This window comes from Halobacillus sp. ABD4_316 (genome assembly GCF_056161385.1).
In genome coordinates, this window is the sequence record NZ_JBSWZA010000001.1 from 626,388 (window position 1) to 640,853 (window position 14,466).

A 14,466-nucleotide genomic window follows, 5' to 3' on the forward strand; every position below is an offset into this window, starting at 1 on the left:
TATCTGAAAACATCCTTCTCTTCAAACGTTCCGGCTCTCCATCGGAAAACCACGTCTTTCAGATTAATCATACCATAATGTCCATACAGTGAAGACCACATTTCTGATTAGTCGTTCGACGATATTCCATTCCGCTGACGAATTTTGTCCAAGGTTTCCATTCAGGAGCGGGTAAGATGAAAAGAAGAATAGATGTCAGGGTGCGGATGTCTGTTTATGTACAACAGACCTCTTCATGATGTGGTCATATTCCAGATATCTGCTGCGTAAGCTATTCACTAGGTGTTCAAACCGAAGAAGCAGGTCTCTCTTTTCAGTCATAAGCCGCCGTCACATAATCCCACCAGGCCGAATGCGCTTCCATTACCATAAAAATCTGTACGCCCCATCCCTTTCCTCGTGGTGACCCTCTCTGGTGGACATCCCTGAATCATCTTCTCTTTCCTTTTACGCAAAGAAGCTCTCTACGATTACCTCCACCAGGCAGGCTTTTTATATCGTATGAGAGCTTCAATGAAACTATGAAGTTATTTTAACGGAGGACTCCATTTAAATGCTCAAAAAAGGAAGGATAGGAAATATTGATGCAGTCCTTGTCCTGAATCGTGACCGGCTCAGCACTGATAAGAGAAGCGACAGCACCCATCATCCCTATTCTGTGATCACCATAAGAGTGGACGCTGCCTCCTGTTAAAGAAGCTCCTCCATGGATGACCATACCGTCCTCAGTGGCCTCTGCTTCAGCTCCGAGCTTCGTAAGAGTAGTCACGACCGCTTCAATACGATCGGTTTCTTTGAATTTCAGTTCTTCAGCATCCTTAATGACGGTTGTTCCTTCGGCTTGTGTCGCAGCAAGGGCAATAATCGGAATTTCGTCAATAAGATTCGGGATCAGCTCACCATCCAGCTGCAGAGCCTTGAGACGGGAGCTTCTGACCCGGACGTCCCCGACCGGCTCGCGCCCGATATAGGTATGGATATCCGTTTCAATATCCGCCCCCATTCTTTTCATCGCCTGAATAATGCCGTCTCTGGTAGAATTCAACCCCACATCTTTAATCAGGAGATCACTGCCTGGAACGATGGCAGCAGCGACAATGAAAAATGCGGCTGATGAAATGTCTCCGGGAACTGTTATATCTGATGCCTGTGGCTGCTGACCACCCTCGATGGTAATGGCAGGTCCCTCTATGTTAAGATCCACGCCGAATTCAGGAAGAAGCATTTCTGTATGATTTCTTGTCTGTCCGAGTTCGATCACTTTGGTCTCCCCGTCCGCCAGCATGCCTGCAAGAAGAAGGGCTGATTTCACCTGCGCGCTTCTAACGGTAAGCTCATGTATAGTCCCTTTCAACTTACGGCCCCTGAATGCGAGAGGAAGCAGACGATTCTCATCCCTGCCGGAGATATCCGCTTCCATCTGCTTTAATGGGACGACGACACGATCCATCGGCCGCTTGGATAAGGATGCATCCCCAAAGGCCGTCGTAAATAAAGGCAGCCCTGCCAAAACCCCGCTCATCAATCTTGCGGTTGTTCCGGAGTTGCCGAAATTCAATGGAGAAGACGGCTCCTTGAGGCCTTGAATTCCTCTTCCATATACCGTCAGACGGTCATCCTGCTGATCAATTCTGACACCCATCTCACGAAAAGCTTCGACAGTCCGAAGGCAGTCCTCTCCCGTTAGGAAATTGGTAATATATGATGTTCCCTCTGCCAATCCCGAAAATATAACAGACCGGTGGGATATTGATTTATCGCCAGGGACAGACATAGTCCCCTGCAGCTGCTTCTGTGTCGGCTGCAATTGTATCTCTGTCATTCTTCTGCCTCCCTTGATTACTGCTGCACCATAACTTCATATTTTTTCTCCTGCAGGACTTTATGACTCAGCTTCTGCTCTTCGCTTGTAGCAAAGCTTACACGCAGAACTCCTGTAATCCCTTCACGGATTTCGAGGATTTGAATGTTTTTTATGCTGATTCCATCCGCTGCCAAAAGACCAATCACATCATGGATAGCCCCCGGCTGGTCATGAATATCTACATAAATGTCATAAAAAGCGGGAATGGCTCCCCTTTCCTTCACAGGAAGACCGTCACGGTAAAGCTTGGCTTCTTTCAAGTATTCATATGTTTCCTCTTCCGCCTCCTCCTTCAGGAAGGTGCGGACTTTATCCATTTCGTTGATCCAATCCTCAAGCATTGCAATAAGGAGGTCTCTGTTTTGAAAGAAAATATCCTGCCAGAGCTTCGGGTTGCTGGAAGCGATCCGGGTGATATCCTTAAAACCGCCGGCAGCCAGGTGTTCAATGTATGGGTGGGTTTCCTGCCAAACCTTCGCCTGATGCACGAGGGAGGAAGCAATTAAATGTGGAAAGTGGGAAATGACCGCAGTCATTTCATCATGTTCACTTGTCGAAAACGTCAGGAAACGAGCGTTTGTTTCGGATAGTAAATCCTTAAGCCTTTCCGCTTCCTTCTTTGTGCCATTAAGGGCGGGCGTGAGAACGTATATCGCATTTTCAAACAGATGAGGTTTCGCCGCTGTATAGCCCTGCTTGTGTGAGCCGGCCATTGGATGGCCGCCCACAAAGGAAAGCAGAGGGTGTGTCAGGCGGTCCGCTGCTTTTAAAACCTGATTTTTCACAGATGACACATCCGTAACAAGCAGCGGTTTAGTCAGCTCCACGTTTTCCAGCTGATGGAGAAAATCGATGGTGACTGAAATAGGCGTAGCCAGAATACATACATCCGCCTCCACCACTGCTTTAGAAAAGTTAAAAGATGCCTGGTCAATGACGCCCTGCTTCAGCGCCATATTCAAAGCTGCTTCGTCTCCGTCCATACCGATGACAAAAACATCTTCTTTCTTAGATACATTCATTGCAATCGATCCGCCGATTAATCCTAAACCGACGATGAGGACCGTCTGTTTCATGACTGCTTAACCATTTCCAGCTTCTTTTTCATGGCCTGTTGAATCTGGAGCATGTCGTCTTCTCTGCCGATAGTCAATCGTATGGAATTCGGCAGTCCAAGCGCTTCGCCGGAGCGAACGATAAACCCTTGAGTAAGGAGGTATTCAAACATCTCATCCCCGCTGATAGGGAGCTGGATCATAAGGAAGTTCGCCTGGGTGTCATAATAGCCCAGACCGTTTTCATCACAGAAACGCATCAAGGCTCTTTTATTTTTATGGGTGGCTTCCACTGTTGTCGTAATAAATTCCTGATCGTCCAGAGCGAGTATCGCAGCAGCCTGGGCAACTGTAGATGTATTGAACGGTTCTCTTGCTGGTTCAAGTACCTGAATGACCTCCGCTGCGGCCAAGCCGAATCCGATACGCAGGCCGGCAAGACCATAAGCTTTTGAAAAGGTACGAAGAACCATTACGTTCGGGTATTGATTTAATGCAGAGACCGCATCAAAAGAATCTTCCGCTTCCAGGTATTCGTAGTAGGCTTCATCAAGCACGACCAGCACATGTTCAGGGACTCTGGCCAGCACGTCTTGTATCGTTTCTTCGTTGATGTGAACACCTGTTGGGTTATTCGGTGTACAGATCCATAAAACACGCGTGTTTTCATCAATTTGACGAATCATTTCCTCGAGGTCATGATGACCTTCCTTCAACGGAACTTCCCTCACTTCCGCCCCTTCTATCAAGGCATTGTGACGGTACTGGGGAAACGTCGGAGAAGCCATGACCGTATTGGCACCAGGCTCAAGGAATGTGCGGCAGATGATTTGGACAACTTCATCCGATCCATTTCCAAAAATGATCTGGTCTTCATCCACCCCAAGAAAACTGGAAACCTTCGTCCTCACACCCGCTGCATAGCCGTCCGGATAAATTTCCAGTTTGGAAACGAGCTTTGGAAGCTCTTCCTTCACCACAGGAGAAAAGCCGTATGGATTTTCGTTGGAAGCCAGTTTGACAATACGGTCAAGCCCGTACTCTTTTTTCACCTCTTCAATGCCTTTGCCGGGTTTATAAGGTTTCATCGTCTTAAGAATATCTTTTGCTTTCATGAAAAAACTCCTCTCAACTCTTTAAATCAGGGCGAAGTCGAACGGCCTGATGATGATATACATGCTGAATCTGTGCCTGCTCAATCTCAGTCCGGGCCGTCACCATCACGCGGATGCATTTTTCAAGGCTGCCAGGTACGGGAATCTCCCTCATGCACATGACAGGCACATACGTCCATCCATCTATCTGCCTCAAGCTTTTCGCTGGAAAGGTATCCGTTAAATCTTCGGTAACGGTAAAGTAAACGGAAACGACATCATCCGCATCCAGCTGGTTAGCCGTAATGATCGCCTGCATCATTTCTAATGAACGGTTGACGATTTCATCCTGTTCATTGTTTTCGACGGTCGTAGCTCCTCTGATTCCTCTGATCATCATCCGTTCCCCACCTCTTCTATGACACATTTTAATTCATTTAACAGGAGACTGTCATCCATGGCCTGGACATAAGGATGTCCTACGCCATCCAGCAGAACAAAGTTAATCTGCCTGCCGATCGTTTTCTTATCCCACTTCATACGATCCACCAGTTTTTCAGCATCAAGGCCTCTCAATAGATCAAGCGGGTATTCATTTTTTCTTAACCAGTTTACATAATCATTTACTCGTAAATCTTTTCCGCTTGTTATGCTGCTCAATTTCAATGCATATAAAAGCCCGAGGGCTACAGCTTCTCCATGTGTCACTCTGCCATAACCGAGCTCGGATTCAACCGCGTGGGCAAGCGTGTGCCCAAGATTCAAGTACTGGCGGATATCCGCTTCCTTCTCGTCTTTTTCCACGATAGAGGCCTTCACTTGAATGCCTCTATATAAATCTTCCTCCAGCTGCCTGCTTGTCAAGGTATCCAGCGACACATCAAGAAGGCTGTCAAGCCAGTTTACATCACTTAGGAACGCGTGTTTAATGACTTCTCCGTAACCGGAGCGGATTTCCTTCCGGGAAAGTGTAGCGATGGTTTCAAGGTCATAAACGACTTTCTGAGGGTTGAAAAAGCTCCCGATAAGATTTTTTCCTCTGTGATGATTGATGGCTACTTTCCCGCCGACACTGCTGTCATGAGCCAGAATTGTAGTCGGCACTTGGATATAATCGATACCTCTTAAGTACGTTGAAGCGGTAAAGCCCGCGAGATCGCCAATCATACCGCCGCCAAGGGCGATGATCAATGAGCGGCGGTCCAGCTGATGAGTCGTGCAGGCATCGAGGAGCTGCTCATAACATTCCATACTTTTCGATGCTTCCCCACTTGGGACCACAGCAGTATAGACGTACCGGTCACTGGTAAACGACTGCTTTACATCTTCGAGGTAATAATCCGATACCTGATCATCGGTGATGATCAGGATGGACTGATAGTCTTTTTCCAACATGTCAGGAATCCTATGACGAATCCCTTCTCCAAGGACAACCTCATATTCATGTGTACTTGCCGTGATCTGTAGTGTCTTCATCAAAAATCCCTGATTTCTTTTCTGTAATCATCAACCGCCCGCTTAAGACGTGGGAAATAGTCGGATGGAAATTCTTCTGTTATCGCTTTGGCCAGTTCAAAAGCAACGATATGTTCCATTACAACAGACGCTGCCGGTACTGCACAGGAGTCTGACCGCTCGATACTTGCATTAAATGGCTCTTTCGTTTCGATATCCACACTCTGCAGAGGCTTGTATAACGTCGGAATCGGCTTCATAACGCCTTTGACCACAATCGGCATCCCTGTAGTCATCCCGCCTTCAAACCCGCCAAGACGGTTCGTCCTGCGTGTGTAACCTTCCTCTTCACTCCAAAGGATCTCATCATGGACCTGGCTTCCAGGTTTTCTTGCTGCTTCAAAACCAATTCCAAATTCCACCCCTTTGTAGGCGTTGATGCTCATCACGGCCTGGGCAATTTTAGCATCAAGCTTCCGGTCGTACTGGACATAAGAGCCAAGCCCTGCAGGCATCCCTTCTACGTAAACCTCAGTGACCCCTCCGATGGAATCTCCATCCTTCTTCGCATCATCAATGGCTTTCATCATTTTTTCAGCCGCCTGTTCGTCAAATGTACGGACAGGAGAAGCCTCGGAAATTTCACGGCGTTCGCTCAGGGTAAGATTTTCATCTACATCACTGACGATGCCCGCGATTTCTCTTACATAGCCGGCAACTTCAATGCCAAGTTCTTTAAGGAGAACTTTCGCGACCGCTCCTGCACCTACCCTTGCAGCTGTTTCCCTTGCTGATGAACGTTCCAGAACATTCCGCATATCACGATGACCATATTTCATTCCGCCATTTAGATCGGCGTGACCCGGGCGGGGCTTCGTTACAGTCCGTCGAATTTTATCTGTACCTTCGGGAAGGGGATCTTCTCCCATAATATCTGTCCAATGCTTAAAGTCATCATTATGTACAACAAGCGTAATGGGTGACCCTAACGTATATCCATGTCTTACACCACTTGTAATTTCTACGAGATCTTTTTCGATCTGCATCCGTTTTCCACGACCGTAGCCACCCTGGCGGCGTATGAGTGATTCATTGATCTGTTCCCTCAACAGTGGAAGATGAGAGGGGATGCCTTCCAGTATTGTTGTCAGTTGTTTTCCGTGTGATTCACCAGCGGTTAAGTAGCGCATGAATATTGTACCTCCTGTATAGGTACCCCCGGATATAACGGGGGATAAATTTTAGATACTACTATATCATAAGGAATCCCGTTTGTAACATCGAAAAATTCAATTTTTTTATTAATCTTTCATGAAAACGCTTTTACACCCGAGGCCGCCGATGCTCTATTTACTTTCTGGTAAAAAAAGGTATCAAAAACCTTGAAATGATAGTGTTCCGGCGAAAAAATCTGCTCCGTACTGCCTACAAAGAAAATGCCGTCCGCCTTCAGAGACTGGTTGAATTTAACATACAGTTCCTTTTTGGCCTCTTCCGTAAAGTAAATCATGACATTGCGGCAGACGATCAGGTCGCACTTGGAAGGGAAAGCATCGGCCAGCAGATTGTGTTCCTTAAACACGACGCGGCTCCTGATATCTTCGTGAACACGGTAAAATGGACCTTCTTTAGTAAAGTGCGCCTGCTTTATATCATCAGGAACTTCTTTGAGTGACCGCTCGTGATACACGCCTTCTTTCGCACGCGCCAGAGCTAGAGGATCGATGTCTGTAGCGATAATTTCCAACTGTTCCCGAGGGAAAAAACGCGCAAAGATCATCGCCAGGGTATAAGGCTCCTCCCCCGTAGAACATGCGGCACTCCATATGCGCAGACGCTGATTCTTTTTCGATAAATGAGGAATCACTTTCTCTTCCAGAACATCAAAACGCTGCCGGTTCCGATAAAATTCTGAAACGTTGATCGTGACTTTATTCATCAACTCTTCCAATAGTTCATGGTCCCCCTCCAAAGCTTGAAAGTAGCTTATAAAACTGGGGTACCCTCTTTTGTCACGCAGTGAGGTAAGTCGCCGTTTCATCTGCGTCTCTTTATAGAGAGAAAGGTCAATGCCTGTCTTTGCATAAATATTTTCCGTAAAGCTTAGGTAATCATTTGTCATCCCCGCGCCCCCTGCTTCTATAATCTACCCTTAAGATTACGCTACCGCCTGCTTATTGTAAATATAGAGAGGTAGAAACAAAAAAACCGCCCGCAGGCGGTTTTATCGTTCATTCATAGACCCAGGCAAGGCTGTCTTTTTGATAATCAACCAGTTCTCCTTCGTTGAAGAACAGGGAAATTTCTCTTTCTGCACTTTCTATTGAATCGGAGCCATGGATGACATTCTTCCCAACGATCATGCCAAAGTCCCCGCGGATCGTCCCAGGAGCTGCGTCTGAAGGCTTTGTAGCCCCCATCATCTGTCGTGCGGCCGCTATGACGTCCTCCCCTTCCCATACCATTGCAAATACAGGACCGGAAGTGATGAATTCGACCAATTCACCGAAGAAAGGCTTCTCTTTATGCTCGCCGTAATGTTCTTGTGCCAGTTCCTCTGGAATAGACATCAGCTTGGCACCGGCCAATTTGAAACCTTTCCGCTCGAATCTTCCTGTGATTTCTCCAATCAAATTACGCTGTACACCGTCGGGTTTTACCATTAAAAAAGTCTTTTCCATGACAAACACCTCATCTTATGTATAGTCTGAAAGCGCTTTTAATAAGTGCCATAAAAAGTCTATCAAACAATGAAAGGAAAGGCAATAGAATCATGCCCTTCTTTTTCCAATATACTTGGCGATTCCTTTCAAAGTCTGCTTGGCACGCCCTGCTGGAAGTCCATTGAGTGACTGATAGGCTTTCTGCAGATACAGATCGCTGATTTCAAGGGATCGTTCAATCGAACCATTTGTCTGGATGGTCCGAATTAGAGGCTTCAGTTTTTCTGTCGTTTCCGCTTCTGTGCCTGTAAAAGCTTCCTGAAGCTGCTTCTTGAAAAGCGGGTCTTCCATAGAAAGAAGCACCGGCAGCGTCACATTTCCCTGCAGAAGGTCACTGCCCGCCGGTTTACCAAGCTCCTCTTCAGAAGCTGTAAAGTCCAGCACATCATCGATGATCTGATAGGACATCCCTACATTGTAGCCATATCGGTAAAGCGCTTTTTCCCTCTCCTCGGCAACATTCGCAGCAATGGCTCCCAGGCGGCAGCTGGCCGCGATAAGCAGAGCTGTTTTCCTTTTGATCCGTCGTAAGTAGGTGCGGAAATTCTGGTAGACATTGTATTTGTCCTTAATCTGTTCGATTTCACCAAGACACAATTCCACCATCGTTCCAGCAAGAATCTGATGGGCCTTCGGGTTTTCAAGAACCGACAGCGTTTCCAGAGAGCGTGCAAATATGTAATCCCCTGTATACATCGCAATGCGGTTATCCCACCTTGCTTTAATGGTTGGTTCCCCTCTTCTCAGCTCCGCTTCATCTATGACATCATCATGGACGAGAGAGGCTGTATGGATCAGCTCTAAAGAAACAGCAACGGCTTTCATCCGCTCAATATCATAATCGCCGAATTTGCCCCCGAGAAGAACGAAGACAGGGCGGATCCTCTTGCCGCCTGCCTGGAGAAGCTGACTGGACGCATCTCTTAAAACCGTATTGTTGGACTGAATGGTATCATTGACTGCATCTTCAATCACAGCCAGGTCATTTTTTAGAAAAGAGTAGATCATAGCTAATTTCATTCTAGTTCATCCTCGGTTAAAGCTTTTCACCCATATGCATAGCTGCTACGCCGCCTGTATAGGATTTGACAATGACGTTGGAAAGGCCGGCATCCTCAAACATCATTTTTAATTCTTTCTTGCCGGGAAAGTCCTTGGCTGATTCATGAAGCCAGCTGTACTCCTGATAACTCTTTGCAAACACCCTGCCGAAAAGCGGCATGATATTTCCAAAATAGAAGTAATACATCCGTTTAAAAAACGGATTTGTCGGCTGGGAGGTTTCCAAACAGACGACTTTACCGCCGGGCTTGACGACCCGGTACATTTCCCGAAGCACCTGCTGGTAATCAGGCACGTTCCTTAAACCAAATCCAATGGTTACAAAATCGAATTGATCATCCTCAAATGGAAGTGCCATCGCATTTCCATGCTGAAACTCAACCTGACGCACTCGACCGGCCAGCTTTTTCTTGATACCGACAGAGAGCATGTTCTCACTGAAATCCAGGCCGGTGACTTTTCCATTGCTGCTGACGGCTTCTGCCAAAGCCATTGTCCAGTCCCCCGTCCCACAACAGACGTCAAGGGCCGTATCGCCCGGCTGGACATTCATGCGCTTCATGACGTCCCTGCGCCAAAGCCTGTGCTGTTGGAAGGAAATAATGGAATTCATACTATCATAACGTCCGTATATTTTCTCAAACACATGGTGTACCCGTTCTTCTTTCGTCTGTGGATCCATAACTTACCCTTCTTCCGCGATCTGTCTATGATTAAATTGATGATGAATAGCTGCATGAACGTAGGATTTCAGCCAGTTGAAATGAATGGGCAGCTGGGCCACGGCTGCCTCAAGATGGTTTACATGACTCTGCAGCATCTGTTCAAGGCTTCCGATCACCTGTCCGTGATTCCCGAAAAGGCCGGGCCTTTTCACAAGGGCTTCAATCAACGGCGATACGTTCCCCTCCTGATAACTGCGTTTTTCCTCCATCAATTTCTTAGCCAGCAGCCATTCCCCTGCCATGTCATTGATGGCTGTTTTTTGAACATAAGCACCTACTCTTTGTATGAGCAGCGATTCAATTTTCTTCACACCATCCAGAAATTCCTGAAAAGACTCCACATCCTTATAGTAGAGTTCCATTTTGAGCTCATTGATTTCCTTTATGGCTCCCGCAAGGGTATGAATCATGGGAATATCATTCAACTGGGATAATAAATAATAGTAGAGCCCGCTGAAATAATCACCAGCCAGAACCGTGAGCTGGCGGCGCCTTACTGTTTCTTTATCATCTTCGTCATCAGTCAAGGTAACCAGATCATGGGTGTCCAGAGCAATTTGTACGAGCATGGTCGTAATAATATACTGCTCTTTCTTCTCCACCGGCAGTGTTGTATGGTTCATAATGGAAGATAAGATAACAAGTTTGTCGTCATCGATGTGCGGCTCAGGTATAAAACGAACCAAATAAGGATGGCGGACCTTGGCTGCGATTTTACTTTTGAGCTGCTTAATATCGTTATCTGAAGAATTCAACATGATCACCCGGTCCCTTCCTGAACACTAATAAACATTCCTAATTATAGCATATTTCGCCATTCCCTGTATGTATCGGACACCAGAGGATATCCATCACTCTGTGTCGTTGGTCATTTCCCCGTGGCTCGTCTGAATAACCGCTTTTCCGCGTACCTTCACAGCAGATGTATGCTCTGTAAACTGAGCAATCATCACTTCATTACGGTCCAGCTTTTCGGAATGGTGGAATCTTGTGTCCGTTCCTCTTGTAAGACCAATGACATTCACACCATCTTCCAGTGCTTTAATTACAAAAAAATCGTTGTTGGATGCAGACATCGCAGGAGCCCTCCTTCTTTATCTTAACTATGTCTTAATGAGCCGCCTTTGTCAAAATATCCACCCTGTTGAATGGGCCTGAGATCGCGATTCAACTACAGTATGGACGCATAGCCGGCTTTTTACTATGAAAAAAAGGAAAAGGGTGCAGTGTGCACCCTTTTCCCAAGCCCTATGTAGCTGATTATTTAACCGCATCTTTAAGGGCTTTACCAGGTTTGAACGCTGGTACTTTGCTTGCAGAGATTTCAATCTCTTCACCAGTTTGTGGGTTACGGCCTTTACGTGCCGCACGCTCACGAACTTCAAAGTTACCGAATCCGATCAGCTGGACTTTGTCACCATCTTTAAGTGAATCCATGATAGATTCGAATACAGAATCTACAGCTTGAGTCGCATCTTTTTTAGAAAGATCTGCTTTTTCAGATACCGCATTGATTAGATCTGTTTTGTTCATGACATTCACCTCCTCCCGAGAAGGTTAAACTCATTCAAGCGGTGTTCACCGCTATAAATGTTTATTTAACGGTCATCATTTGATGACAAGCCTTATAATAAACGAGTTTTTCATGAAATTCAATAGACAATCCTTTAAAAATCGCGTTACAATGCGATTTCAACGCTGAATTGTGGTTCACTTTCCATTCAGACGCGGAAATGTCCAACAATTACAAAAAAACCTGCAAAGCCTGTCATGACAACGTTTCTACCAGTATGAACATCTTCTCACAGGTTAATACGACGTTGTTGTAAAAAAATCCTTCATTTCAAAGTTTTTCAGTAAAAAAATTTTCAAATCCTTCGTCCAGAAGGCCTGAAAAGACGCGGTTTTCACATTTCACCCCATTTGAAAGCGCCTCCCGGATTGCAAGGAGCAATCCGGAATACCATCCTTATGTATGCCTTTAGATCAGGTACCAACGTTCTTCCAGCTGCTTTTTCTGATAAAAACCCAAGGATGCAGATCAAAAGCCATAATAAAAATAAAAACGGCTCTTAATAAGAGCCGTTACAGAATGATTGCGATCATACCGCCTGAACCTTCATTGATAATCCGTTCCAGTGTTTCCTGAAGCTTGTAGCGGGCATTTTCAGGCATTAATGCCAGTTTCGCCTGGATACCTTCTCTGACAATAGAACTCAGGGAACGCCCGAAAATGTCAGAATTCCAAATGGAAAGCGGGTCATCTTCAAAGTCCTGCATTAAATATCGGACGAGCTCTTCACTCTGTTTCTCTGTTCCGATAATCGGCGAAAATTCAGACTGCACATCCACTTTAACCATATGAATGGAAGGGGCAACCGCCTTGAGACGCACACCAAACCTCGATCCTTGTCTGATAATTTCCGGCTCATCCAGCTTCATATCTTCAAGAGAAGGAGCTGCAATCCCATAACCGGTCTGCTTTACCATTTGCAGGGCATCAGCCACTTGATCATATTCGCGTTTTGCATAGGAGAAATCCTGCATGATTTCCAACAGGTGATCCCTGCCCCGGATTTCTTCACCTACAATTTCCTTCAGGACATGATCATATAAGTGCTCCGGTGCCTGCAGGTCAATTTCAGCGATCCCTTCACCAAGATCCATGCCCGAAATATGAGCCCCTGTTATATACTCATACTGATCGAAGCTGCCTACGACATCGTCGACATCCCGGAGACGCTTGATGTCTTTGACAGTATCTTCGATCGCCGCCTGCAGGTTCGCTCTCAACCAGTGCCTGGAGTCAAGCACCATCACCCAGCTCGGCAGGTTCACATTCACCTCAAGGACCGGAAATTCAAACAGCGCTTCCCGAAGGACACTCTGAACATCCTGTTCTCTCATACTCTCTACAGAAAGAGCCAGGCACGGGATATCATATTTCTCCGCAAGGGACTCCCGGAGATGTTCGGTGTTCGGATGATGAGGCTGGGCGGAATTGATGATCATAATAAAAGGTTTTCCAACCTCTCTCAGTTCTTCAACAATTTTCTCCTCGGCCTCCACATAATCCTGCCTTGGTATTTCGCCTATCGTCCCGTCTGTCGTGACTACAATTCCAATCGTGGAGTGCTCCTGGATCACTTTCTGTGTCCCTATTTCAGCTGCTTCATGAAACGGGATGGCCTCCTCATACCACGGCGTGTGAATCATCCTCGGCCCGTGTTCATCTTCATAGCCGACAGCCCCGTTAACAGCATAACCCACACAGTCCACCATTCGGACTCTGATATCCAGATGGTCATCTATTGTAATATTAGCCGCTTGGTTAGGGACGAATTTAGGCTCGGTGGTCATAATCGTTTTTCCAGCTGCACTCTGTGGCAGTTCATCCAAAGCACGTTCCCTGTCAGATTCCTCATCCATGTTGGGCAGTACAACAAGCTCCATAAATTTCTTTATAAATGTTGACTTACCCGTGCGTACAGCACCGACAACACCTAAATAAATATCTCCATTTGTCCGTTTGGAAATATCACTGAAGATATCAACCTTTTCCAAAGGATCCCCTCCCAAATGTAATTTCACCACCATACAAGCCTAGACACTCTGATTCTATGACGTTGTCCCAGGTGAATATGCCAGAAATCTATAATCAAGCGGCACAAGCACCTCAGCCTGGGAAAGGAACGTGAAAGAGAAAGACATAAAAAAACCGCTCCCACAGGGGGAACGGTTCAATCAGGAAGATGACGGGGCGGTTAAAAATACCGGCTCTCCCTCTTCCACCGTATAGGCCGTTGAATAGGCAGGCACAATCGGGGTATAATCCGTCAGAAGAAAACGAATGTCCTCTCCTGCCTCATACGCATGGTCCTCTGATCGAAGATACGCATAGAGGTCTTTCCGGTAATCGATATAGACCTGTCCCTGCTCATCCAGGTAAACCGGAAGACGTTGATCAGAATATGGACTGTCCACCATTGGCGGCTCATCCATTCCGATCTTCTCATAATCCAGCTCGTACACCCCTTGGGACACGAAATCTCCTAAAGGAGGATAGCGGTTGTTATCCGTATAGAATTTGACCTTCACCTGGAGTGACCTGACTTCTTCTGTCGTCCGCAGGTCCAGCACTTTCACAGTCGGATCCGTTTCCGGATGAATAATGACATACTGGTAATGGCCCCCGTTCTCAAAAGATGTCCCCGGGAGTTCTCCAAGAATGTTCATTTCCTTCAGCTTGCTGAACTCAATAGGATATTTTTGAAAAAGCGGTGTATCCTGATCTTTCGTCTTAATAGGAAGAAGCCCGTCTGTTCTTTCCTGATAAGTATCGACAGCGTCCTGTACCATGTTCAGCTGCTGATCGTTGGGAACCTGGTTTTTCTGAAGTCTTTCTTGAGGATATAAGCACCCGGTTAACAGGAAAAGAAGAATGAGCAGCCCTGAGTAGTGAAAAATCTTCATGCTGTTTCCTCCTTC

The 14,466-nt window shown here is 46.4% G+C and carries 15 protein-coding genes; all 15 read right to left on the reverse strand.

Annotation, left to right across the window (positions count from 1 at the left end; translation table 11 throughout):
* Positions 1–532 precede the first annotated feature (532 nt).
* Positions 533–1,822: a 3-phosphoshikimate 1-carboxyvinyltransferase gene (gene aroA, locus ACXAJH_RS03385; RefSeq protein WP_474993099.1), complete on the reverse strand. Its 1,290-nt coding sequence runs from the start codon at positions 1,820–1,822 to the stop codon at positions 533–535.
* A gap of 17 nt (positions 1,823–1,839) precedes the next feature.
* Complete coding sequence (locus tag ACXAJH_RS03390) at positions 1,840–2,940, reverse strand: prephenate dehydrogenase (RefSeq protein WP_474968686.1); 1,101 nt, start codon at positions 2,938–2,940, stop codon at positions 1,840–1,842.
* On the reverse strand, positions 2,937–4,034 hold the full coding sequence (hisC, locus tag ACXAJH_RS03395; RefSeq protein WP_474992027.1) for a histidinol-phosphate transaminase: 1,098 nt from the start codon (positions 4,032–4,034) through the stop codon (positions 2,937–2,939). The genes ACXAJH_RS03390 and hisC overlap by 4 nt, the downstream gene beginning before the upstream one ends.
* 13 nt (positions 4,035–4,047) lie before the next feature.
* Complete coding sequence (gene aroH / locus ACXAJH_RS03400) at positions 4,048–4,410, reverse strand: chorismate mutase (RefSeq protein WP_474972310.1); 363 nt, start codon at positions 4,408–4,410, stop codon at positions 4,048–4,050.
* Positions 4,410–5,489 (reverse strand): 3-dehydroquinate synthase, encoded by a 1,080-nt coding sequence (aroB, locus tag ACXAJH_RS03405; protein WP_474968688.1) that lies wholly within the window; start codon positions 5,487–5,489, stop codon positions 4,410–4,412. The genes aroH and aroB overlap by 1 nt, the downstream gene beginning before the upstream one ends.
* On the reverse strand, positions 5,489–6,658 hold the full coding sequence (aroC, locus tag ACXAJH_RS03410; protein ID WP_474971381.1) for a chorismate synthase: 1,170 nt from the start codon (positions 6,656–6,658) through the stop codon (positions 5,489–5,491). The genes aroB and aroC overlap by 1 nt, the downstream gene beginning before the upstream one ends.
* A 119-nt stretch (positions 6,659–6,777) precedes the next feature.
* Complete coding sequence (locus tag ACXAJH_RS03415) at positions 6,778–7,590, reverse strand: CheR family methyltransferase (RefSeq protein ID WP_474993101.1); 813 nt, start codon at positions 7,588–7,590, stop codon at positions 6,778–6,780.
* 109 nt (positions 7,591–7,699) lie between these two features.
* A complete protein-coding gene (gene ndk, locus ACXAJH_RS03420) occupies positions 7,700–8,149 on the reverse strand; it encodes a nucleoside-diphosphate kinase (RefSeq protein ID WP_474971379.1) in 450 nt (149 codons plus the stop codon).
* 90 nt (positions 8,150–8,239) lie between these two features.
* The gene (gene hepT, locus ACXAJH_RS03425; RefSeq protein WP_474993102.1) at positions 8,240–9,211 is read right to left on the reverse strand and encodes a heptaprenyl diphosphate synthase component II; all 972 of its coding nucleotides are present in this window, start codon (positions 9,209–9,211) and stop codon (positions 8,240–8,242) included.
* Between the two features lie 16 nt (positions 9,212–9,227).
* Complete coding sequence (locus ACXAJH_RS03430; RefSeq protein WP_474968692.1) at positions 9,228–9,935, reverse strand: demethylmenaquinone methyltransferase; 708 nt, start codon at positions 9,933–9,935, stop codon at positions 9,228–9,230.
* A gap of 3 nt (positions 9,936–9,938) precedes the next feature.
* Positions 9,939–10,736 (reverse strand): heptaprenyl diphosphate synthase component 1, encoded by a 798-nt coding sequence (locus tag ACXAJH_RS03435; RefSeq protein ID WP_474992401.1) that lies wholly within the window; start codon positions 10,734–10,736, stop codon positions 9,939–9,941.
* A 93-nt stretch (positions 10,737–10,829) separates the two neighbouring features.
* Positions 10,830–11,054: a trp RNA-binding attenuation protein MtrB gene (mtrB, locus tag ACXAJH_RS03440; RefSeq protein ID WP_027954422.1), complete on the reverse strand. Its 225-nt coding sequence runs from the start codon at positions 11,052–11,054 to the stop codon at positions 10,830–10,832.
* Positions 11,055–11,238: 184 nt separating this feature from the next.
* A complete protein-coding gene (locus tag ACXAJH_RS03445) occupies positions 11,239–11,511 on the reverse strand; it encodes an HU family DNA-binding protein (RefSeq protein ID WP_008638574.1) in 273 nt (90 codons plus the stop codon).
* A gap of 552 nt (positions 11,512–12,063) precedes the next feature.
* Positions 12,064–13,542 (reverse strand): stage IV sporulation protein A, encoded by a 1,479-nt coding sequence (gene spoIVA / locus ACXAJH_RS03450; protein ID WP_474968693.1) that lies wholly within the window; start codon positions 13,540–13,542, stop codon positions 12,064–12,066.
* Between the two features lie 180 nt (positions 13,543–13,722).
* Positions 13,723–14,451: a hypothetical protein gene (locus ACXAJH_RS03455; RefSeq protein WP_474968694.1), complete on the reverse strand. Its 729-nt coding sequence runs from the start codon at positions 14,449–14,451 to the stop codon at positions 13,723–13,725.
* Positions 14,452–14,466 lie beyond the last annotated feature (15 nt).

Bases quoted from the DNA above. Each gene is read 5' to 3' on its own strand.
- aroA (WP_474993099.1), bottom strand. From the start codon at position 1,822: ATGACAGAGATACAATTGCAGCCGACACAGAAGCAGCTGCAGGGGACT.
- ACXAJH_RS03390 (WP_474968686.1), bottom strand. From the start codon at position 2,940: ATGAAACAGACGGTCCTCATCGTCGGTTTAGGATTAATCGGCGGATCG.
- hisC (WP_474992027.1), bottom strand. From the start codon at position 4,034: ATGAAAGCAAAAGATATTCTTAAGACGATGAAACCTTATAAACCCGGC.
- aroH (WP_474972310.1), bottom strand. From the start codon at position 4,410: ATGATCAGAGGAATCAGAGGAGCTACGACCGTCGAAAACAATGAACAG.
- aroB (WP_474968688.1), bottom strand. From the start codon at position 5,489: ATGAAGACACTACAGATCACGGCAAGTACACATGAATATGAGGTTGTC.
- aroC (WP_474971381.1), bottom strand. From the start codon at position 6,658: ATGCGCTACTTAACCGCTGGTGAATCACACGGAAAACAACTGACAACA.
- ACXAJH_RS03415 (WP_474993101.1), bottom strand. From the start codon at position 7,590: ATGACAAATGATTACCTAAGCTTTACGGAAAATATTTATGCAAAGACA.
- ndk (WP_474971379.1), bottom strand. From the start codon at position 8,149: ATGGAAAAGACTTTTTTAATGGTAAAACCCGACGGTGTACAGCGTAAT.
- hepT (WP_474993102.1), bottom strand. From the start codon at position 9,211: ATGAAATTAGCTATGATCTACTCTTTTCTAAAAAATGACCTGGCTGTG.
- ACXAJH_RS03430 (WP_474968692.1), bottom strand. From the start codon at position 9,935: ATGGATCCACAGACGAAAGAAGAACGGGTACACCATGTGTTTGAGAAA.
- ACXAJH_RS03435 (WP_474992401.1), bottom strand. From the start codon at position 10,736: ATGTTGAATTCTTCAGATAACGATATTAAGCAGCTCAAAAGTAAAATC.
- mtrB (WP_027954422.1), bottom strand. From the start codon at position 11,054: ATGTCTGCATCCAACAACGATTTTTTTGTAATTAAAGCACTGGAAGAT.
- ACXAJH_RS03445 (WP_008638574.1), bottom strand. From the start codon at position 11,511: ATGAACAAAACAGATCTAATCAATGCGGTATCTGAAAAAGCAGATCTT.
- ACXAJH_RS03455 (WP_474968694.1), bottom strand. From the start codon at position 14,451: ATGAAGATTTTTCACTACTCAGGGCTGCTCATTCTTCTTTTCCTGTTA.